21 protein-coding genes are annotated in these 21610 nt (G+C 33.1%); 4 read left to right on the top strand and 17 right to left on the bottom strand.

The window, feature by feature from the left end; translation table 11 throughout:
* The first annotated feature begins 42 nt into the window (after nt 1–42).
* Nucleotides 43–990, top strand: coding sequence for a phosphoglycerate dehydrogenase (locus IGJ93_RS08570; protein WP_071868228.1), 948 nt, complete (start codon nt 43–45; stop codon nt 988–990).
* Between the two features lie 135 nt (nt 991–1125).
* Here IGJ93_RS08570 and IGJ93_RS08575 read toward each other — a convergent pair whose 3' ends face one another.
* Nucleotides 1126–1425, bottom strand: coding sequence for a HesB/YadR/YfhF family protein (locus IGJ93_RS08575; protein ID WP_067480740.1), 300 nt, complete (start codon nt 1423–1425; stop codon nt 1126–1128).
* Between the two features lie 18 nt (nt 1426–1443).
* Nucleotides 1444–2109: a potassium channel family protein gene (locus IGJ93_RS08580; protein WP_067480737.1), complete on the bottom strand. Its 666-nt coding sequence runs from the start codon at nt 2107–2109 to the stop codon at nt 1444–1446.
* Between the two features lie 662 nt (nt 2110–2771).
* On the opposite strand from IGJ93_RS08580, the gene IGJ93_RS08585 reads away from it, so the two are divergent.
* On the top strand, nt 2772–4547 hold the full coding sequence (locus tag IGJ93_RS08585) for a DUF3329 domain-containing protein (protein WP_430596917.1): 1776 nt from the start codon (nt 2772–2774) through the stop codon (nt 4545–4547).
* Nucleotides 4548–5045: 498 nt separating this feature from the next.
* Here IGJ93_RS08585 and IGJ93_RS08590 read toward each other — a convergent pair whose 3' ends face one another.
* The 5 genes from IGJ93_RS08590 to mltG all read right to left on the bottom strand — a co-directional run bounded on the left by IGJ93_RS08590 (nt 5046) and on the right by mltG (nt 9429).
* On the bottom strand, nt 5046–5678 hold the full coding sequence (locus IGJ93_RS08590) for a response regulator transcription factor (protein ID WP_067480731.1): 633 nt from the start codon (nt 5676–5678) through the stop codon (nt 5046–5048).
* Nucleotides 5679–5684: 6 nt separating this feature from the next.
* Nucleotides 5685–6752, bottom strand: a complete 1068-nt coding sequence (gene liaS, locus IGJ93_RS08595; protein ID WP_075492152.1) for a two-component system sensor histidine kinase LiaS — start codon at nt 6750–6752, stop codon at nt 5685–5687.
* A complete protein-coding gene (liaF, locus tag IGJ93_RS08600) occupies nt 6749–7480 on the bottom strand; it encodes a cell wall-active antibiotics response protein LiaF (RefSeq protein WP_067480723.1) in 732 nt (243 codons plus the stop codon). Before liaF ends, liaS begins: the two co-directional genes overlap by 4 nt.
* Nucleotides 7481–7642: 162 nt before the next feature.
* A complete protein-coding gene (gene greA, locus IGJ93_RS08605) occupies nt 7643–8122 on the bottom strand; it encodes a transcription elongation factor GreA (RefSeq protein WP_067480720.1) in 480 nt (159 codons plus the stop codon).
* A gap of 134 nt (nt 8123–8256) precedes the next feature.
* On the bottom strand, nt 8257–9429 hold the full coding sequence (gene mltG / locus IGJ93_RS08610) for an endolytic transglycosylase MltG (RefSeq protein ID WP_270344705.1): 1173 nt from the start codon (nt 9427–9429) through the stop codon (nt 8257–8259).
* A gap of 169 nt (nt 9430–9598) precedes the next feature.
* On the opposite strand from mltG, the gene IGJ93_RS08615 reads away from it, so the two are divergent.
* Nucleotides 9599–10756 carry a serine hydrolase domain-containing protein gene (locus tag IGJ93_RS08615; protein ID WP_430596918.1) on the top strand — a complete coding sequence of 386 codons (1158 nt, stop codon included), beginning with the start codon at nt 9599–9601 and terminating at the stop codon, nt 10754–10756.
* 69 nt (nt 10757–10825) lie between these two features.
* Here the strand turns inward: IGJ93_RS08615 and IGJ93_RS08620 are convergent, their stop codons facing one another.
* The 3 genes from IGJ93_RS08620 to IGJ93_RS08630 form a co-directional block, all read right to left on the bottom strand.
* Nucleotides 10826–11776: an NAD-dependent epimerase/dehydratase family protein gene (locus IGJ93_RS08620; protein ID WP_067480712.1), complete on the bottom strand. Its 951-nt coding sequence runs from the start codon at nt 11774–11776 to the stop codon at nt 10826–10828.
* 100 nt (nt 11777–11876) lie between these two features.
* Nucleotides 11877–13091 carry a hypothetical protein gene (locus IGJ93_RS08625; protein ID WP_067480708.1) on the bottom strand — a complete coding sequence of 405 codons (1215 nt, stop codon included), beginning with the start codon at nt 13089–13091 and terminating at the stop codon, nt 11877–11879.
* Between the two features lie 9 nt (nt 13092–13100).
* On the bottom strand, nt 13101–13694 hold the full coding sequence (locus IGJ93_RS08630; protein WP_067480705.1) for a YveK family protein: 594 nt from the start codon (nt 13692–13694) through the stop codon (nt 13101–13103).
* A 320-nt stretch (nt 13695–14014) separates the two neighbouring features.
* Between IGJ93_RS08630 and tagD the strand changes: the two genes are divergently transcribed.
* A complete protein-coding gene (tagD, locus tag IGJ93_RS08635) occupies nt 14015–14419 on the top strand; it encodes a glycerol-3-phosphate cytidylyltransferase (protein WP_067480702.1) in 405 nt (134 codons plus the stop codon).
* Between the two features lie 49 nt (nt 14420–14468).
* Here tagD and IGJ93_RS08640 read toward each other — a convergent pair whose 3' ends face one another.
* From IGJ93_RS08640 to IGJ93_RS08670, 7 genes are all read right to left on the bottom strand, one after another.
* Entirely contained in the window at nt 14469–15893 is a 1425-nt protein-coding gene (locus tag IGJ93_RS08640; protein ID WP_368026939.1) for a flippase, read from the bottom strand.
* Nucleotides 15890–17038 (bottom strand): CDP-glycerol glycerophosphotransferase family protein, encoded by a 1149-nt coding sequence (locus IGJ93_RS08645; RefSeq protein WP_422718726.1) that lies wholly within the window; start codon nt 17036–17038, stop codon nt 15890–15892. The genes IGJ93_RS08640 and IGJ93_RS08645 overlap by 4 nt, the downstream gene beginning before the upstream one ends.
* 8 nt (nt 17039–17046) lie before the next feature.
* Nucleotides 17047–18042, bottom strand: a complete 996-nt coding sequence (locus IGJ93_RS08650) for a glycosyltransferase family 2 protein (protein WP_067480692.1) — start codon at nt 18040–18042, stop codon at nt 17047–17049.
* Complete coding sequence (locus tag IGJ93_RS08655) at nt 18043–19098, bottom strand: NAD-dependent epimerase/dehydratase family protein (protein WP_067480689.1); 1056 nt, start codon at nt 19096–19098, stop codon at nt 18043–18045.
* An 11-nt stretch (nt 19099–19109) separates the two neighbouring features.
* Nucleotides 19110–19811: an IspD/TarI family cytidylyltransferase gene (locus IGJ93_RS08660; protein ID WP_067480686.1), complete on the bottom strand. Its 702-nt coding sequence runs from the start codon at nt 19809–19811 to the stop codon at nt 19110–19112.
* On the bottom strand, nt 19808–20662 hold the full coding sequence (locus IGJ93_RS08665; protein WP_082294049.1) for a LicD family protein: 855 nt from the start codon (nt 20660–20662) through the stop codon (nt 19808–19810). The genes IGJ93_RS08660 and IGJ93_RS08665 overlap by 4 nt, the downstream gene beginning before the upstream one ends.
* Before the next feature lie 70 nt (nt 20663–20732).
* Nucleotides 20733–21536 (bottom strand): glycosyltransferase, encoded by an 804-nt coding sequence (locus tag IGJ93_RS08670; RefSeq protein WP_082294050.1) that lies wholly within the window; start codon nt 21534–21536, stop codon nt 20733–20735.
* Between the last annotated feature and the right edge of the window lie 74 nt (nt 21537–21610).

The following is a 21610-nucleotide window of genomic DNA, read 5'->3' on the forward strand; positions in this document are numbered from 1 at the left end:
ATACTTTGCGCTAAACTTAAGACAAGAAAGGTGGTCAAATCTATGAAACAGCCAATCATTTACTCCACTCGTCCTTTTCGTGACGAATTTATAAAACAAATTCAGACATTTGCACCAAATTATCAATTCAAAACAGAGCTAACTCCTGCTGAACTCTCAAAAGTCGAGATTAGTTTAGGTTGGAATCGTGAATTTCAGTCTGAACTACTAGCAAGTAATAACTTGAAATGGGTTCAATCCATTTCTGCGGGTGTTGACACATTACCATTGGAAGAATTCTCAAAGCATGACATTTTACTTTCAAATGGTAGTGGTATCCATAGTGAATCAATTGCTGAACATCTAATGGGCGTTATCTTTGGATATTCACGTGGTCTTTTTCAGGCACAAAAAGCACAAGTTTCTCAAAATTGGCTTGGCTCATCTGTTCACTATCAAGCAATCCAGAATAAAAAACTGCTGATTATTGGTACTGGACGGATCGGTAAAATGGTTGCTCAAAGAGCAGAAGTTTTTGGAATGGAAATCTATGGTATCAACACGACTGGTCGGCCAGTAGAGCATATTAAAGAAACGTTTCCGTTAGCAAAACTTAAAGAAGTCTTACCAACCATGGATATTGTAATCAATATCTTGCCCTTAACCGAACAAACTAACGGTTTATTTAATCAAGAGTTGTTCACTTTCTTTTCACCAACAGCGCTCTTCATCAATGTTGGTCGTGGACCATCTGTCAAGACCAACGAACTAATTGATGCGCTCAAGCAAAAGAAACTAGCTTTTGCTGCGCTAGATGTCTTTGAAGAGGAACCACTCCCAGAAAACAGCCCACTTTGGTCAATGGAAAATGTGTTGATTACTCCACACATTGCTGGTTTGACTCCCCATTTTCAAACTAAATTTATGGATATTTTTCTCAAGAATCTTGAAAGTTATCTTTCAACACAGACTCTTGTAGTCAATCAAGTACAGTTGCTTTCTGGTTATTAAAATAAAGGTTCGCTCACTGAATAAAATCGATTAATCGCGTAATTTTTTGTTTTGTGAACGAAGCAGATTAGAGTTATTAGTCAAAAAATAACGGAGAAACCAATCAATGATTTCTCCGTTGTTTTTATTTTATTGTTAATCATTTTTTTCAAAATGATAGGCTGGTTCATCCTTTTTGGCGTCGTAATCGACAACTAAATCGTATCCTTTGAAGAACCATTCATCCGCTTCTTCAATAAAGAACTTCATGCCATCAATCAATTCTTCTTCAATGACATTTTCTGGTTCTTCAACTGATAAACCAATCGAAAAGCCTTCGTGTACCTCTGTTTTACCATAAACTTTTCCGAAAAAGCGAATGCCAAGATTTTCAGGTGGATTCACTTCTTTTTTGAACCATTCTTGTGCTGCAGGTGTTACTGTTAACTTCGTCAAAATCACTCACCCCTATAATTATTGATTCATTTTATCGTCAAGCATCTCTACATCTTCCGTTTCTCCAATTACTAATAAATTATCATTTTGACGGACAAACTCATCTGCTGCTGGAGAAACAACCACTGTTCGATCCACTCGACGAATCGCTACAACAGTTAAATCAAACCGTTGACGGAAATTTAGTTCGCCAAGTGTTTTATTGAAAAACTTAGGATTAGCTACTCGAATTTCAGCTAATGAGTACGCATCCGTCAGTTCTAAGTAATCTAAAATATTTTTTGAAACTAAATTATGCGCAATTCGAACACCCATATCTCTTTCCGGATGTACTACGCGATCTGCGCCAATTTTTTCTAAAACGCGTGCATGATATTCATTTTGTGCCTTCACTAGTATGTTAGGTACACCCATTTCCTTGACCATTAGCGTTACTAAAATGCTAGCTTGAATGTCTTCACCAATCGCCACAATCACATGGTCAAAGTTACGAATTCCTAACGAGCGCAAAGTCATCTCATCTTGCGCATTTGCTACCACTGCATGCGTAGCAATATTCATATATTCATTTACGCGATCTTCATTGCTGTCGATTGCCAAAACTTCTTGTCCTGATTCAATCAATGTGCGACAAATACTGCCACCGAAACGACCAAGACCGATGATTGCAAAATTTTGTTTCAAGTCATTACTCCTCTTCATCCTTATTTCTTTTCAAGTATAGCAAAGCCTTTTCAAAAACAAAAGGGGCGAGACTTAACCATGTTTATTTTCAAATCTTCTAAAGTGTAAAAGGATGGGTTTCGTGTCTACAACCATCATCATTATTAACATATTTATAAAGTCAAAAAACTATTTTTCTTTAATCAGTTATAAAGTATTTCCTGTAATCCAAGATTCTTTACAACAATTTTCTTACTTTTTAAAATTAATATTTCATACCTCAACATCACAAATGGACTTAAATATTCCAGTAATTTCTGAACTTTTCCATAAAAGAGTCACAAATAATCTTCCTATCATTTCATTGAAAATAAAATAACTAAAAATACATTTCAAATAAATCGTGTAGTCTTTATAAATATTTTATGTTGTTAAGATTAACATTACGTTATCCTAGACTATCAATCATAAGCTAATTTAGAACCAATTTTTATAATAAGAACACTCTATATCGTGTTAGATTCCCCCCCTCACTTCACTTTTGTTTAAAAAAATCGATTAATTAATATCAAAAAAAAAAATGAAAAAATCCATACATATTTAACTTAAAATGGACTAAAGATATACGTAACAATTGGAAAATATGATATGTTGTATATATTAAAAAAGTAAAGGAGTATAGAATGAACCAAAAATATTCTACACAAAAAAAAATATTTTTTTCAATTGTAATATTAACGTATCTCGTCATGGTGCTATTAAATTTTTTAACCCCTTTAATTGCTGACGATCTACAATACATGGCTAAAACAGAAGGTTTTTTCACCATCTTAAATAATGAGTACACACAATATCAAACATGGACTGGAAGATCCATCGTCCATATTATTGCTCGTATTTTTTTATTAATGCCTAAAATTTTTTTCAATATCTTAAATCCATTAGCATTTATTTATGTAACTTTATTAATTTATATTTTATCTACTAAAAAGAGATACTCTATCTCTAAATATTTGGTTATTCTTTTTTCTCTGTGGTTATTTACACCAGCATTTGGGGAAGTCTTTCTTTGGGAAACAGGTGCAGCTAATTACCTATGGGGAAGTACTATCATCTTAACATTTTTAGCGATTTATCATAAACAGACAGTTTCACAAAAGGTAAAGTGGATTAATCCCGCCAATTGCGTTAGTATCTTTGCTTTATTCTTCTTAGGGTTGTTAAGCGGTTGGTGTAATGAAAACACTTCTGGTGGTGCTGTTTTATTAGCACTAGGCTATATTGGCTATAATAAATTACGACAGCAACCAATTCCAAAATGGATGATTTCAGGACTAATTGGTGCAGTAACTGGACTAGTCATTATGGTTAAAGCTCCAGGAAATGCAATTCGATCAACGTATTTTAATCGAAGTAATTGGTCTTTTACTAAAAAATTAGTAGAAGGTGTATTTCAAATCACTCAATCGTTACAAGAAAATGCATTTTATTTTATTTTGTTAGTCATGCTTGCTACTGTTATAGGCTTTATTCTTTTTAATAACTCAGAAAAATTAATTTTAAGTATAGGCTATATTTTTGCAGGAATTGCTACTATTTATGTATTAGCATTCTCGCCAACTGGATTAAATTGGGGACGATCATATTACGGTGGTGCTCTTTATTTGGTCATTGCGCTACTAATAAGTTGGCCAGATAAAATAGATAAAAAACAATTATTTTATAGTGGTACTTTTACTATATTAATCGTCTCTTTTACTTTTTCATTCGTACTTGGAACGATTGACATTACACTATCTCATAAAAAGATAAACGAACGATATAATTATTTAGTCCAACAAAAGACTCTAGGAAATTTAAATCCTGTTTTTGCAAATTTTGATGAAGAGAACCTTAGTAATTATCCAGCATACTCTAATCGTTTGTCCCATGTTGGAAAAGATAAAAAAGCCCAAATAAATCGTGCAACAGCAAATTACTTTGGTTTAGAATCAGTTGCATCTGTTAGTGAAAAAGACTGGCAACTTATTTATAAAAATGGTTCTTCGGAATTGATGAATATTGTTAAAGCAAAGAAATATTTTAGTAAGATTAATAATAGTAAATATATCGTTCTTCTCTCAGGAACTTACAGCAATGTGTCTGGTCAATATATTGATTTTTTAGTAAATGATCTAGTGTTTACAGACGGTGATGCTATCATAGGTTCTAACGTAGATCATTTACCTCTGGAAGGCAATCCAGTATTTAGCCAGAAAAAAATTAATATAGGAAAAAAACAAGTTAACATACGTAGTGGGCGTATTAACGAAGAAAATACCGTTTTTAATCAAATCATAATTGATAATGTTGACTATTCGAGGAACGGAACAGGATTAAATATCGTTGTATTAAGTGCGGAAACTCAAGCTATTTTGGATTCTGTTGCGATTGATACAACTGGGAACGTAACAAGATAAACTTATTGAAAAAAGAGTCCTTGGTTACCAAGAAGTACTTCATTTTAGTGAGCTAGTATCGAATACTATATATATAGGAATTTTTCATTTTCTAGAAATTTCAGAGAATAAGCAAAGTTATATAAGATTTATATCGCTCAAGTTTGATAATTTCCTATATATGTATTACTAACCAAAAACATCATAAATCAGTCGTATGAATTCTTTTATACTCATACGACTGATTTATTTGAATTTTATTTAAATAAAATTCTTCACAGATTGTTGAAAATATTTTAGGATTACGATTATTCATTTCGGACACCCCCTCCTTTACTTTTTGACTATTCCTTGTATCAAACGAAACCTTTTTTCTATCACTTAGCCAATCTTTTTTCCTTCAAAAATTGACTGATTTTCCTTCAAAAAAATAAAAAAGCGGGACAAACACAAATTTGTTTTGTCCCACAGTCTTTTTAAATTCAATCAGCTGTTCATGATCAATTATTTTTTTTTTCGTTATTTGACCAAACCATGTTTGAACGCATAAATTGCGGCTTGTGTACGATCCTCAACTTCAAGTTTTGCCAAAATATTTGAAACATGGGTTTTGACTGTTTTCAAAGTGATAAATAACTCATCTGCGATTTCTTGATTACTCTTTCCTTCAGAAATCAACATCAGAATTTCATTTTCTCGTTTCGTCAAGTCTTCATGCAGAATTGGTTCGTTTCGGCGGCTCATTTTTTCCATCATTTTGGTTGTTACTTCTGGCTCCAGTACTCGTTCGCCACGTTGCGTCGCGCGAATTGCATCTGCGATTTCATGCGCAGTCGAAGTTTTTAATAAGTAACCTGCAGCACCAGCCTCAATTGCAGGATATACTTTTTCATCATCAATAAAACTGGTGACAATAATAATTTTTGCCTCTGGCCAATCTTTTAAGATAGCTTTTGTTGACTCAATTCCATCCATTTCTTCCATCACTAAATCCATTAGAATAACATCTGGTCTCAGTTCCATTGCTTTCTCATAGCCAATTAAGCCATTCTCAGCCTCTCCGACTACTTCGATATCCTCTTGAATAGATAAGTAAGAAGAAACGCCTAAACGCACCATTTCGTGGTCATCTACGAGCATTACTTTTATCATCCGCCGTTATACCTCCTTAATTAAAGGAACCTTGATCTCGACACTCGTTCCCTGTCCCTTAAAGCTAATAATTTTCACTGTGCCACCAATTCCTGCAACACGTTCTTTGATATTTCCTAAACCGTAACTTCCCGTTTTCGTTTCGTTCATATTGAATCCCGTTCCGTCATCAATGACCCGTAACAATAAATTATTGTCGATTCGGTGTAAATAAACCTCTAATTCATTCGCTTTTGCATGGCGTAATGTATTTGAAAGCAACTCTTGCACAATTCGGAAAAGATGATCTTCGATTGAACTGGATAATTGAACATCTTCAATCTCCCACTTCAATGAAATTTGAATTTTATTTTGTAATTCTTTTAATAATTGCTCAATTCCTTGTTTCAAACTTTTCTCTTCCAGATTAACTGGGCGTAAATGTAATAATAACGCGCGCATCTCTGATTGAGAAGCGTTGATGATCTCTGCGACCATACGTAGTTGTTTCCGAAAAACTTCTGGTGTATCACTTTTTTCTGCCTGCTCAGTCAAAGCAGACATCATCATCATGGCTGCAAATAACTGCTGTGAAACAGAGTCATGCAATTCACGCGCTAATCGATGACGCTCTAATTCTAAAATTTCTTCTTTTGTTTGTCCATTTACATATTGCGGACGACTTGTCAAAATTTGAAGTTCACTAGAAACTTCAATCATTTTTTCTTTAATTTTAATAATTTCTTGGTCAATATCTTTGATATATTCGTTATCAGCTGCTGCTAAAATCGGTTGATCCAAAATTTTTGCATCATAGTTACCAGAAGAAATTGCTCGTAACTTTTCTTCGATTTTACCATATCTTGTTTTTTGAACAACTGATACGATCAAAAAAGTCAATAATCCTACACCTAAAGAAATCGCAAATAGGTGAAAAATCAGTGGTACATAAAGCAATCTTGCTTGCAGTAATTCTGCCCACCAATGTTTCTGTTTACTTGCATAAAAATAGGTAAACATAGCGAATAAAATAACCATAAATGTGCTAAGAGAGGCATAAAAGGCAATCATTGGTCGAGAAATTTTCCCAATCATACACGAATCACCTCGACATCACCAAGCAAGGTATTCGTAATAATTTTCAATCGACGTGGATTCTCGTCATAATCATTACTGTAAATTTTGATTGATTCATTTTTCAATGCAAATTGTTCTTCTTCAAAGTAAACATTTCCAACTATCGTCGCATGTTCTAAACTGATAGCAATCCCTAATGGAACAAGAATTCTTGTTCGACCAACACCTTTTCGAACGATGACAATATTATCATCTTTAGGCAACAAAGTATTGCCTAAATCAATGATTGTATCACCCGTAGCAATCGCAATATTGATGTCATCCCATTCATACACATCTGAACCAATTCTCTGATTGCCAATCAATTGTTGTTTCGTACGTTCGTTGTTATGTGGTTTCAACTGTTCTGTCTGAATCATCATCATTTGCTTTTTGCGCCAAAAAGCATTCTTGGTTAAATCAATGCCAGAAATTTCAACACCCTTTAGTCCAATAAACAACACAGCAAAAATCAGCATCAACCAGAGTGCTGGACTGCTAACTAAACTGAAAAAAAGGATCAAGCTCCCTAGAATCAATTGAAATTTTTGGAATTTTTTGCGTGGTTGTTTGCGTAGTGCCAAATAAATATTGAGTGCGCCAAAGACCACGAAGATTAAAATTTCTGTATTATTAACAATTTGCCAAACAGCAAATAATAGCAATAAGGTTTCTACTACGACAAAAAATCGTAAAGAACTATTCATCAGCTTGCTCCTTTCCTATTCACTTTCTTCATCATACCTATTTTTTCTAAGCTTTACTATAGGTCTCTGGTTGTAAAAAGCTATTTTTCTTATCAAATAAACCAAAAAGAAAGACCTAGACTAATCATCTGATTATGCTCTAGGTCTCTAGTTAACAAAAAATTAAGCCTGTTCAACTTTAACGATTTTAACTAACATATCTCCACCTGGTGTAGTGATTGTTACTTCATCGCCTTTTACTTTTCCAATCAAAGCTTGTGCAATTGGAGAGTCATTTGAAATCTTACCGGAAAATGGATCAGCTTCAGCACTACCAACGATAGTATATTCTTCTTCATCACCATCAGGAAGTTCAACAAATGTAACTGTTTTTCCGATTGAAACTTCGTCAGAATCCACGCCATTATTATCAATGATTTGTGCAAAACGAATCATTGTTTCAATCGTTGTGATACGTCCTTCTACAAAAGCTTGTTCATCTTTTGCTGATTCATACTCTGAGTTTTCTGACAAGTCACCAAAGCTCCGAGCAATTTTGATACGCTCAATAATTTCTCCGCGTTTAACTGTTTTTAATTCTTCCAATTCTTGTTCTAGTTTTTCTTTTCCTTCTAGCGTCATTGGGTAAACTTTCTCTACCATTCGTAACGTCTCCTTCATCTCAATAAACTACCACAAAAGGTAACCTTTTATGGACTATAGTCCAAAAAAGATTACCATGCTTTTTCTAAAATGTAAATGTTTTTCTAAAAATGAATGAATAACACTAGTTTATTTTATGATTTATTGACATATTTTTCAACTAATTCTAAGTGTTCTTCATACGTTTTGGCAAAGTAAACATTTCCTGTACTTATGTCTGCCACAAAATAGTAATAATCATTATCTGCAGGAGATAAGACTGCTTTGATGGACTCCTCACTAGGACTATCAAATGGTCCAGGTCCAAACCCAGGATTCGTGTATAAGTTATATGGAGAATCAACCGCAGTATCAGCATAACTTACTGTCTCTTTGTGTTCGCCAAGAGCGTATAAAACGGAAATATCCGTTTGTAGCGGCATATCTGACTCAATTCGGTTATAGAAAACTCGTGCAATATTCTTACGATCATTTTCCTTGACGCCTTCTTTTTCAACTAAAGATGCCAATGTCAATACTTCTTGAACAGTGCGATTTTGTTGCTTAATCGTCGCATAGTAATCTTGCATAACTGAGTCTGTTTTTTCAACCATTTGGATAACTAAATCTTTCAACGAAGTATCCTTATAATAATCATAAGTAGCTGGGAACAAATAGCCTTCTAAATGATATTTTACATCTTTAGCTTGAGATGAACTTTCCAGCAATTCTGGGAATTTTTGATACAACTCTTTTAAGAAAGCATCATCTGTTATCAAATCTAAAAATTCTTGCTTGTCTTTCCCGGTAATCTTAGCCACCCGACTTGCTATTTGATCGATATCATAACCTTCAGGAATCGTGATTTTCCCATCAGCAACTTCTTTGGGTTCAGCAGTACCACCTTCTTGCAGTAATTTACCAATCTCATCTAAAGTCATGTTTGGAGCCATTTGATAAAATCCTGCTTGGAAACCAGTTAAATTTTTGAATTTCGTATAATAATTAAAAACGATACCACTTTTGATAACATGATCGTTTTCTAGGATTTCACCAATTTGTTTATTCGAAGAACCACTTGGAATCTCTACTTGAACCAATTGACTATCCGAATTATCTAATGGTTTTAAACCACTTTCAACATACTTATAGGTAGTAAAACCAAATACTCCAACGATTGCTAATAAAGTGATTACGATCACTAAAATGATCTTGCCAACGATTTTATCTTCTTTTTTACGCAAATTTTTACGTTTGACCATCACTTCTTGCGTTGTCGTGTGTTCAATTTTATTTTTTTCTTCTGGATGTTGTTTGTTTTCTGACAAAACAACTCCTCCTTACTCTCAAGTTCATAACTTCATCCATTATACATGAAATTCCTTTCAGAGTGAATTCTTTTCATAAAATATATTATTGCAAAATTGTTAGTAGGAATCTTCTTACTATCCGTATTAAAATGAAGATGTTTTAACAAATATCAGAAAGGGTCATCCTATGCACAATAAAAAACATCAAAAAAGGCAAGCAAGGAAAAAGACGGTTCTTCTTGCTATCTTAACAATTTTTCTGGGATTAGGCGTAACCACGAGTTGGTATTTGCTCCTACTTTCTGACACAATCAAGCCCGTTGCAGATCAAGAACCAGCAACTGTCGTAAACTTGACAGCTTCCGAAAAAAAAGCAGCAACGGAAATGGATCAATTGCTGAAAAAATCGAAATATATTGGCACAATCTATGTTCGAAAAAACAATCGAATTATCTTAGAGAAAACTTATGGCTATGCAGACAAAGAAACAAATCAGCCAAATTCTCTATCACTCGACTATCAGATTGGTTCGATTCAAAAAGCGATGACGGCACTCCTCATTCTAAAACAAATCGAACAGAAAAAAATAAGCTTTACAACACCTTTAGCAACCTTCTATCCGCAAATTCCAGGTAGTCAATCAATCACGATTCACGACTTGTTGACAATGCGATCAGGGTTGCATAAGACCGAGCAACCTTCTGTTCCACTGACTGACCGTGACATTATTCAATTTACTGTAGAACATTTAAAATGGACTGATTACCAGACGTATCATTATGAACCACTAAACTTTACTTTATTGGCGGGAATTCTAATGCAGTTGACTAATAAAAGCTATGAAGAGCTATTATCAGATTCGTTAATCAAACCTCTTCAATTGCAACACACCGATTTTTATGAAAATGTCAAAAATTCTCCTCAGCATGCAAAATCTTATCAAATGTCAGCTGATGATGACTACTGGAAAGAGTTAGATGAAAACGAAACTGCGATCCATAACGAATTAGGAACCGGAAATATCAGTATGAATACGTATGACTTGGCAGCTTTTTTTACAAAAGTACTATCCGGTCAACTTATTCCCAAAAAACTACTCTTCTCACTTTGGCAGAATAATCAACTGAAACATCCTTATAGCGGGGGTGTTTACAGCGGTGCAGATTACATTTTAGCGCAAGGGAACATCAATCGTTTTCACTCAGTTGTTGCTATGACAAAAGATACTAAAAACGCAATCGTTATGCAAAGTAATATCCAATCTGACACAAAAATCAAACCTGGGGCAGTTGCTATCAGGAATCAACTGTACGAAATTCTAACAGGCAAAAAACTTCCTTCATAATTTTAACTACAAAAAAATAGCGAGGTGGTAAGTAAAATTACCGCCCCGCTATTTTTCAAAGTAAATTCTTTACTTGACAAGCTCACTTTCAATATAACATTTCATACCAGCCAAAATATCAAATTTTGGCTGATAGCCTAATGTTTTGATTTTTGAAATATTTGCCAAAGAGTCGTGAATGTCCCCTGAACGTTCCTCTTCAAATTTCAGTTTCAACTTCACCTGTAAAATTTCATCAATTGCCTGAATCAATTCAAGTAACGTTGTACCGTCACCGGTGCCTACATTAAACTGTTTGCCTAATGCTTCTTCCTTCGTTGCCACTAACATCAACGCTTGAATCACGTCTTCGATATAAACGAAGTCCCTTGATTGACTGCCATCACCAAACAAAGTGAAAACAGTTGCCTCACCTGCCAATTGTTTTTTGTAGCGATCCATTAAAATCGAAATAACACCGCTATAAGGTGAATTTGGATTTTGATTTGGCCCATACACATTAAAGAAACGAACGGCGCTAGTTGGCACATCATACAAATGATAATAATCCAAAACATATTGCTCTGCTGCAAATTTATCCACTGCATAAGGTGTCAACGGACGAATCACAGACTCTTCTTGTTTTGGTAAAGTCAATTCATCTCCATAGACAGCTGCAGAAGAACTGAAAACTAAACGCTTTAGTTTGGGTTGATATTGGCGAATCAATTCTAATAACATCAAAACACTTTCAAAGTTCACCCGATGTGTTGCAACTGGACGCGCAACAGAATCTGCAACACTCGCAACCGCAGCTAAATGAAAAATATAGTCAAATGAATGATCACGTAACAATTTCTCCATTAGGCTTTCATCTGTCACATCACCTTTTACAAATTTAAGATTACTTGATACAACTAAATTCTCCTGTTTTCCCATGGATAAATCATCCACAACAACGATTTTATTTTCTTTACTTAAATAATTTGCTAGCGTAGAGCCAATAAATCCAGCTCCGCCAGTGATTAATATGTTATCCACAAATCTCACTCCATTTTTTTAATTATCACATTAATAGTATTGCATATTTTTTCAGGCATCAAGTCAGACTTTCGATAATATATTTACTGATTTTATCCGTTCAGCGCAAAAAAATAGAAAAGTAATTATTCGTAAATAAGTTTACAATAAACTCAATAAAATCTGTATATTGTCCTAAAACCAGCAATTGGTAAATAATTCCACCCAAAATTAAAAAAATGGTGACTATTATCAATAGTTGTCCCCTCATCGCTTTAGCTGTTACTATACACCAAGAAAAAATAATTGAGACAAACGAAAAACGCCAATAGACTGGTAAAATTATAGGGATCGTACCTATAGTTAAAACTAAATTAAGAAAGTAAAATAACATAAATTGTTGCTTTTTGTCATCTTTCACAAAAGAAAAAATCTTACTTACATAATCATTTCTATAAAATAAAAACAAAAATAGAAGATTGATTAATAAATAAAAGATTTTCTGTAACTTCATGAATAAGCTTCCTTGAATATAGGCCATATAACTATTATCACTGCCAAAACCAGTAGCATAAGTATATGCTTTGTCTACTATGGATGTTAATGGGACAGTAAATGGTATCATATGAACAACATGATATATAACGCTGACTGTTAAGGAACAAAATAGAAAAATCAGAGTGATAGATAGTAATATTTTTTTACTCTTTAATTTCGAAATAACATAACTTAAAATTCTGAATGCAATTAAAATTACAGCCGTTTTATGAAGTAACACTGATAAAACATATATTCCCCATACTTGAGTGTTTTTTTTCTGGTGATAGACTTCTAGATAAAATCCAAACATAAATAATACGAAAGCAGAAATATTTCGTATATTACTCGTAACTCCTGGGAAGGAAAGAAATGAAACGACAATTGCAATCTGTAAAAAGACGATTTTATTGCTAAGCTCATTCCTTGTACTGTTATCAAGAATCATATAAAAAATAATAGTGTATACAAACGTTATTACTATGAGAGGCATAAAATGGACATCATTTAACTTTGAAATTAAAAAGAAAAACCAATTAGACAAATCTAACTTTGCACTCAAATCGTAGTAGCTCAAAAACTGACTCATTGAAAAATTAGCTAACATCTCTATTTTTTCGAAGTATCTAGCTAAATCGATTGTTGGCGAAGGGTTGATAAAATAACTCATATATCCAAATGAAGTTCCTAGCAAAAAAGACCATGCCTTAATTCTCTTCTTTTCTTCAAAAATAAACTTTGGGACCAGTAGGACCCCTATTAAGGGATTCACTAAAAAGAACCAAAATACTATACTCATAAAATTCTCCTATTCAAATACAATAAATTCCCTAACTAATAGTATACCTATTGATAAACAAAATCCTGTAAGAACACCAATTAATAAGGAGCGAAGTATAGATACAGCTCCACCTCTATCACTTGAAGACACGTTAGAAGAAAGAATTTTTACTTTTTCTACAGAAATATATTGTCCAATGTTTTTTTCAAAAGCAGAAGTAATTTTTTCACCAAGACTTTTAGCCTCAGATTCAGAACTTCCAATCATGCTGACTTTGAAAACATAGGAATTTTCTGCTTTTTCAACTTTTATATTGCTTTTTAAATCTTCTAAGTCTAAATTTTCAAATTGATCAGCGATTGGTTCCAAAAATTCATCACTCTTTATAATTTCACTATAAGTACCAATCATCTCTTGATTAGCCACAATAGCATCAGCATTCGTTGTTGATTCATTTTGAGGCAAACTTACCATAATTTTTGATTCTGATGTATAACTATCGTTTGCAAAATATTGGATTCCAGCAAGTAGCATTCCAAACAAAGCCGTAACTACAAGAACAAAAACCCCATATTTTTTGAACATTCTTTTATAAAAAGAAATATTTACTTTAAATTTCATTCCTTACTCTCCTAATCCATAAAATTTATATATCAAAATATAAAAAGAAATTTATGCCTTTCGCAATACTAAATACATGATGATTCCAGAATTATACATCGAACTATTAAGCTTACTCTTTTCCTATTTCTAACACTAACACCGTCATAGTTAATGCGCTATTGCTTAACTAACAATCCCCCCATCAATAACTTTCTTCTTTTAAAACATTCTTTGAATATTCTCTTAGTTGTATTTTTTGAAATTAACCTGTACCTTCCAATTCTATCAAAAAAATGTTAGACTAACAATGTATATTAATGAATTTCGAGAGGTGAAAAATGAAAAGAGTAATTACCTATGGTACTTTTGACTTGTTACACTACGGACACATCAACTTGCTAAAACGTGCTAAAGAATATGGTGACTATTTAATTGTTGCTCTTTCAACAGATGAATTTAATTGGGACGAGAAACAAAAAAAATGTTATTTTAGCTATGAGAAAAGAAAACAACTTCTTGAAGCTATTCGATACGTTGACTTAGTTATCCCTGAAAAAAGCTGGGATCAAAAAGCAAAAGATATTAAAGAATTTCAAGTCGATTACTTCGTGATGGGCGATGACTGGGCAGGACACTTTGATGAGTTAGAACAACTAACAGATGCAGAAGTTATCTACTTGCCTAGAACTCCTGAAATTTCTACGACACAAATAAAAAAAGATCTTAATTCAAAAGACAAGTAAATAAAACAAAACTCCTTCATTATTTAAAAAATAATGAAGGAGTTTTGTTTTATTTGAACATTCTACTAATTTCTTCTTTTAGATGTGGAAAATTAAAATAAGTAATTGGTAGATACACTAGCACAATAATGATAGATTTTAGTGCCATATCTAAGAAGCTAGAGTCTAATATCGTAGGAACAAAATAGTAAAACAACAACGACAAAGCCATACCCATGACGAAGAATAAATTGATTCGTTTATCAAAGAAATAACCAACCTGAATTTCATCTCTAATAAAGAAAATCCTGAAGAAGCAGACCAAAAATTCTACAATTACGAGTACTAATGTTGCCCCTAGCGCACCATATTTAGGCACTAATAAAATGTTACCAACTATACTGATCAAAGCTCCAATAATCATTGGATAAGCAAATTCTTTGTCTTTCTCAATTGCAATCGTAAATTGATTAGCAAATACCCCTCCAATTGGGCTAAAGATAATGAGTAAGCATGAGAGTAACATATTGATTACCATTGGCTCAAACTTTTCACCAAAGAACCATGGAACAAATTCTTTCGTATTGACAAAAACAACGCTAAATAAAATCATCGCAATAATAAATGTATAATCAAAAGATTTTTTTGTGTAAATTAGAATATTACGCTTATCACCATTAGCTTGTGCTTTTGAGATTTTTGGAAGCATAACAATTGTAATAGAAGAAAGCACAGCCAGGATAATTCTAGCTATCTTTTGCGACTGATCATAATAAGATAATTCAGTAGGATTAACAAAATAACCAACGACCGTTTTATCTAATGTCGTATATACTTGCATAAACAATTGTGGGACTAAGATAATAAAAGCGGGTTTCCACAATTTTCTAAAAAGAGCTGAATTAAATTTAGGTCTGTATACCTTACCTTTGATATTTAGCCAAAAAACCAGACTTCCTAAAAAGTTAGTGATAGATGTAATAAAAACATAAATCCACAAATCATCTTTGGTAGTTACAAATAAGACAATTAAAAAAACTGAAGAAATTTTGATTAACGTATTCCTTATTACAACTTTTGCAAATTCCTCAATCCCTTGGAAAAACCATGAGATATCCAGTGTTAACCCCAAAATAAATATCAACTGAATGAAGTACAAATTTTTGTATTGGATATCAAATAGATAAATATACATGATGTAAACAATTGAGGCACCCAGTCCAATTAAAAGTTGCATGAAATAAATATTCCAAAACTGCATCGAGAGTTCTTTTTTGTCATCTCGCGCTTTTGCAATATTACGAATACGAAAAGGATTCATTCCTACAGCAATGACAGTCATTAAAAATTGCGCTATTGAAAATACATAACCATAAACGCCTAGCCCGTCAGCTCCAATTCTACGGCTAAGAATTGGAATTGTGATTAACGGCAAAACAATTAAGAAAACCTGATAAATTGCATTATAAATAATATCTTTTAGTGTTTTTTTCATTTACTTGCCTTCTTCATCAATTCGATTACTTTTTCTGTACTAGTTCCGTCCTCAAAATTCCCCACATAGTTCAGTAAACGTTCAGAACTATTCAACAAATCTTGTGCTTGTTCTTCAAAAATTTGAATCAACATCTTTCCATCTTGAGCAACAGGTACAGGCAATGAACCTAACTCAATATAAAACCCACGTTCCTTGCTGTAAGAATCTTCATCATAGTTAAATAAAATAAGCGGTTTTTTTAATAAAGCATAATCAAAAAAAATAGAGGAGTAATCAGTGATTAGGACATCTATATTTTCAAATAAATTTTCTAGCGGAATACCATCATCCACAAGTTCCACTTCATGTCTTTTCATATACTCTCTACTTTTTTTGTCATTAGCTAAACGTTGATTTACGTTGGGGTGAAACTTTGTCATAAAATTAAGTTTTTGACCTCGAAGCGCAAAAAATTCTTTCAGCACGTTGATTTCAAGTTTTTCTAATTGAGGAATTCCATTATTTTCCATATTATTTCTGAACGTTGGAGCAAACAATATTGTAATTTCATTCTTATTTAAATAATCAGATTGTTGTACATTTGCTTTTGAAACAAGCTTATCATTTCTTGGCGTACCAATTTCTAATAGCTGATTCTTTGAAACACGAAAAGCAGATAAATATTTTTCTGAACTATAGCGATTACCCGATAAAAGATATGTGATTGATTCACTATCTTTTTTAGCATATTTCAAATAATGACTTGATAATTTATCTTCTGCATCAAATTCAATTTTTTTCAATGGTGTCCCATGCCACGTTTGAAAATAAATCTGTTTTTTACGTTTTCCATATACAATCGTTTTTCGACTATCATCAATCCAGAATTTAGATGTATACAAATAATAAGTACTTAGTAAAGAATCTGTATCTACTCTCTTTACATCATTTGGCAAATCATTTACCTGAACTCCCTTTTTCAAGAGCCATATACATTTGTAATTCAAATTTTGATTACCTATTGTTTCAGAAATCACACGTGGATTTCCAGAATAGTTTCGACCACCGAAACTAGAAAAAACAATCCTATTTTCTTTTAAAGGAAACATTTTAAAAATTACTGGAAAAACATATCTAGAAAATAATTTTTTTATTTTATTCATATTTACAATTACCTCATAGATTCTATTCTATTCAAGACACTAGCTGTCACTTTACTTTTGGATAAATGATATGGGAGATTAGGATGTTTCAATAAAAATTTTATTAACTTTTTCAATTTTGGTGAAAAGTCTGGATCTGCTTGAGCTTCTTGCTCAAAGCGAGATAAAATCTCCATTGATCGGTCATAATCTTTTTGATTTGAATAGTTGTTCTCAATCATAGACATCATCATTCTTACCGCTGTATAGACGTATCTTGAGCGAACATTTAATGACACTTCTGGATAGAACTTGTCAATAAACATAATAATCTCTTCATGTATATCAAAAGTATCAAATTTTCTAGGATTAAAACTACCTCGTAATATACTTTTTGGACTTTGGAAATAATGATATTTTTCAGATGAATTTAAAGCAATCCGATTTGACTTATCAATTAAAAGATATGTTGTTGCTTTATCTTCCATTAACTTTCCAACAGGGAATCTTAAGTCAGAAAATAAATTCATATTGAACAATTTATTATTGGCAGAGTAACCGATATTATTACTAGTGAATAATGATTTCATCGCCTCATGTTTATCCAGTACCAACCAATCTTCCTTGGTTGGCGTTAACTCTTTAAGTTCTTTTAAATCATTTATCTTTTTCAGTTTTATTACTGATATTTCTGCATTAAAAGTTTGAACACCGGCATATAGAAGTTCTAAATAATCTGGTTCAATCCAATCGTCACTATCAATAAAGCAGACAAAATCTCCTGTCGCTTGTTCTAAGCCAGAATTTCTAGCTGCACTCAATCCACCGTTTTGCTGATGAATAACAGATACCCTATTATCTTTTTTCTTGTATTCGTCAGCAATTTGTCCACTGTTATCTGGTGACCCATCATCTACAACAATAATTTCAAGATTAGAGTACGTTTGGTTGGAGATTGAATCTAAGCAACTTTCTAGATAATCTTCTACATTGTATACTGGGACAATCACGCTTATTTTATGCATCTACTTCACTTCCTGAATAATTTTCACTGTATGTTCTAACGATTCCTCTAAATCAAATAAAGGCATCCAGCCCGTTGCTGTCAATTTTGTATTGTCCAAAACAGCTGTATTTGCTTTAGAAAATCCTTTACTTTCAATTTCATCTGGTAATTCAAAAATAACTTTTTTACCACTGATGTTTGCTAATTTTTTTGCCAAATCTTTCAAATGCAAATCAAATTGCTCGTTTGAAACATTGTAAGCTTGACCACTTTCACCATGTAATAGTAAATACAAAATTGCAGAAACTGCATCTGCAACATAAACATAAGAAAAGTATTGGTTACCTTCACTTTTTAACACGATATCTTCGTGATTGACAGCATTTAGAATAAATTGAGAAGAAGCTTTGGTATCAGAAGTTAACATCGTTGGCCCAAATGTTCGGCATAGACGTGGAATAACAATATCTAACCCATTTTTCGCAATGTATGCTTGACAAAGTGATTCGCTCACTCTTTTGCCTTCTGGATAACCAGCACGTAACGTATTACAGTCAATATAACCACAATATTCTTCGTTAAATTTTTCAACGTCTCCACGATTTTCACCATAAATTTCAACTGTTGATAAAAATAATGTTCGTTGGACATTGGTTGCCGCTGCATGTTTTAACACTTGATCTGTCCCAGCTAAATTGGTCATGATAGTTCCAATTGGATCAGTCGCATAGGCTTTAGGATGTGTGTTGCTTGCTCCATGAATCATATAATCAACCAAAAGCTCTTCCGGTAAAGGTTCTGTCACGTCGCCTTCAACAATCTCAAAAGTTGACAAGTTTCGATATGTTAAAAAACGCGTTTCAAGTTTTTCCCTATTTCTCCCCATAGCAAATACTTTGATTTTTAATCCCAATTGCTGGTTTGCTAGCATCAAAGTATCAATTAAAAATGAGCCAATCATTCCAGAAGCACCAATCATTAAAATTGATTTACCATCAAGTTTTTCCAGTTCAGGTAGACTCTCAACTACTTTCGCCAAATCAGCTTGATACATGGGCTGTTCAACTAATGTCATCTTTATCTCACCTAATCTTTCATTTTTAAATAAGCTTTAAACAATTCCAAGTCATCCGTTGTAGTCAACTTGATATTTTTATCAGAACCAGCTGCAAAATATAACGTCTCACCCAGATCCACCATCATTGTATTTGTGTATGAAGAATCAGTCATCCCAATGTTTTCTGCTACCGCGCGATTATAAGCTGCAAGCAGTTTACCATATTGATAGGCTTGTGGAGTTGATACTCTTCGCAAAGTATTACGGTCCACGTATTCAACCGTCGTATCCTCCGTTTTTTTAATAAAAATTTGTTCATTATAAGGTAATGAAGTCACGCCATTTCCATATTCCTTACATTTCACAATAACATCAGACAAAACAAGTTCATCAACCAATGGACGAATACCATCATGAATAATGATCGTATCATCTTCATCAGAATGGTCTTTCAAAAATTGGACGCCATTATTGATTGATTCTTGTCCTTTTGAACCACCTGTTATTACCCATTGAACTTTACTTATATTAAATTCTTTAATGTAAGCCCACATCGTTTCTTCCCATCCAGATTTACAAACCACTAAAATGCGATCAATTTGTGGATGTTTCTGGAATGATTCAAGTGTGTAAATAATGATTGGTTTTCCATCGATACTAATAAACTGTTTTGGGATATCTTGTCCCATCCGTTTACCAACACCACCGGCAATAATAATAGCTGTAATCATCTGTTGCTTGCTCCTTTAGTTAAATAATATTTTCCTTGGTAATTTTTGTATGAATGATCTGGATCAATGTAAATTGAATCATGTATTGTTTTTTGATTTTCTAAAGATGGACGTTGCATGTAATCACCAAACGCAGCACGTAAATAATTGTCATATCCCACAGGAATTGGCATTTTGGTCTCTTCAAAAGGAACCCAAACAGCCTCAGAAAAATCCTTAGCAGAGTAAATATTTCCCATATACTTTGGTCCAACGCATAGTTCAGTCACATTTTCTGTCGGCTTTTGATTATACTTAGTCATTTGTTTTTCTGCAAATGACCAAATTTTATAGCGAATATTATCAGATTTAAAAGTATTCAGTAACAAATTACTACCAAAAGCTAATATACCACCATGATTTTCTGGAACTACTTGTGAACAAAAAAGGGCATATACAAGAGCCCATAGCTTTTGAATTTTTCGGCTAACTTTAGAATCTGGTGCAACATCCAATGGAAAGATATCAATCGTAATACCATGAACAATATTTAAATCTTTTTGATATGTTTTTATGAACGTTGTTTCTTCGTCTCTTATCGTCATAAATGAATTATGATCATTGTAAGTTGCTGAAGCTTTCTGTACAGGAAGAGTTTGATTGATTTGAGCTTGAGACCATAAATCGTAAAAACGTTCATAATCATTTCTTGGCATAAAAAAGTCTAAATCATCATCCCATGGAATAAAGCCACCTTCTCTGATTGCTCCGATTGCTCCTCCACCGCAAAAATAGCATAATAATTGATTTTCTTCACAAAAATCGACAATTTTCTGTGCCATAGTCAAGGTAACTTTTTGGACCTTTTGCATTTTAGCATCTGTGCTATACAAAAAAAAACCTCCTGTTTTATCTAAAAATAAGATTACATATTCCTAATTCTTAATTTCTTAACTGCTTTTCGTAGAATTTACCACGCAGTTTATTGGGCAACAAACTAATTACTACATGTCCACCAGTAACAAATAGAAAATCCGTCACAGAACCCAGTCCATCACGCCAAATATGGTAGCGCCCCTTGATTCCTGGCAACAAATAATTTAAGCCACCACGTCGAGCATACATGTCAGCACCTGCACGAGCGTGAACTAACGGTTCTTGAATGTTGTAGCCTTGATAACCAGCCTTCAATAATCTTACCCATAAATAATAGTCTTCAAAACCTTTTAAAGGACGATAATTTCCAACAGCTAATATCGCTTTCTTATCGAACATCACCGTCATGTGATTAAACGGGTTTCTTTTTTTAGAAAATGCACAAATTTCCTGATTTGTTTCTGGCACTAGGCGACGACCAATAATTTGATCTGTCGAGTCAACAAACTCTTCGATATTACTCCCAACGATTGCAATATCAGGATTGCTTTCAAAAATAGCTAATTGCTTTTGCAATCGTTCTGGAGCCATAATGTCATCTGTATCCATTCGAGCAACTATCTGATATTTAGTGTGCTCTAAACCTTTAGCTAGAGCAACACCTAATCCTTGATTTTTCTCAAATTTCACAAGTGTGAATATATCAGGGGCTACTTGCTGAAATTTCTGTACAACTGCTTCTAAATCAGAATTAATTGGTCCATCATATACCAAAACAATCTCATCTGGCATAACTGTCTGTTTAAAAATACTTGTTAATGCTTCATTCAGATATTCTGGTTTTTCTTTATCATATAAAGAAAGAAGCATACTAATTTTATTTTTTTCCAATTTCTTCCCCACTTATCTTTTGTGTAGCTTACTAAGCTTAGGCTACAGCATTG

The sequence above is a fragment of the Enterococcus sp. DIV0174 genome (assembly GCF_050529065.1).
GTDB lineage: Bacteria > Bacillota > Bacilli > Lactobacillales > Enterococcaceae > Enterococcus_B > Enterococcus_B thailandicus.

Bases quoted from the DNA above. Each gene is read 5' to 3' on its own strand.
- IGJ93_RS08590 (WP_067480731.1), bottom strand. From the start codon at position 5,678: ATGATAAAAGTAATGCTCGTAGATGACCACGAAATGGTGCGTTTAGGC.
- greA (WP_067480720.1), bottom strand. From the start codon at position 8,122: ATGGTAGAGAAAGTTTACCCAATGACGCTAGAAGGAAAAGAAAAACTA.
- liaF (WP_067480723.1), bottom strand. From the start codon at position 7,480: ATGAATAGTTCTTTACGATTTTTTGTCGTAGTAGAAACCTTATTGCTA.
- IGJ93_RS08640 (WP_368026939.1), bottom strand. From the start codon at position 15,893: ATGAAAAAAACACTAAAAGATATTATTTATAATGCAATTTATCAGGTT.
- IGJ93_RS08645 (WP_422718726.1), bottom strand. From the start codon at position 17,038: ATGAATAAAATAAAAAAATTATTTTCTAGATATGTTTTTCCAGTAATT.
- IGJ93_RS08650 (WP_067480692.1), bottom strand. From the start codon at position 18,042: ATGCATAAAATAAGCGTGATTGTCCCAGTATACAATGTAGAAGATTAT.
- IGJ93_RS08630 (WP_067480705.1), bottom strand. From the start codon at position 13,694: ATGAAATTTAAAGTAAATATTTCTTTTTATAAAAGAATGTTCAAAAAA.
- IGJ93_RS08615 (WP_430596918.1), top strand. From the start codon at position 9,599: ATGCACAATAAAAAACATCAAAAAAGGCAAGCAAGGAAAAAGACGGTT.
- IGJ93_RS08585 (WP_430596917.1), top strand. From the start codon at position 2,772: ATGAACCAAAAATATTCTACACAAAAAAAAATATTTTTTTCAATTGTA.
- IGJ93_RS08655 (WP_067480689.1), bottom strand. From the start codon at position 19,098: ATGACATTAGTTGAACAGCCCATGTATCAAGCTGATTTGGCGAAAGTA.
- IGJ93_RS08625 (WP_067480708.1), bottom strand. From the start codon at position 13,091: ATGAGTATAGTATTTTGGTTCTTTTTAGTGAATCCCTTAATAGGGGTC.
- IGJ93_RS08665 (WP_082294049.1), bottom strand. From the start codon at position 20,662: ATGCAAAAGGTCCAAAAAGTTACCTTGACTATGGCACAGAAAATTGTC.
- IGJ93_RS08570 (WP_071868228.1), top strand. From the start codon at position 43: ATGAAACAGCCAATCATTTACTCCACTCGTCCTTTTCGTGACGAATTT.
- IGJ93_RS08660 (WP_067480686.1), bottom strand. From the start codon at position 19,811: ATGATTACAGCTATTATTATTGCCGGTGGTGTTGGTAAACGGATGGGA.
- tagD (WP_067480702.1), top strand. From the start codon at position 14,015: ATGAAAAGAGTAATTACCTATGGTACTTTTGACTTGTTACACTACGGA.
- liaS (WP_075492152.1), bottom strand. From the start codon at position 6,752: ATGATTGGGAAAATTTCTCGACCAATGATTGCCTTTTATGCCTCTCTT.
- IGJ93_RS08670 (WP_082294050.1), bottom strand. From the start codon at position 21,536: ATGCTTCTTTCTTTATATGATAAAGAAAAACCAGAATATCTGAATGAA.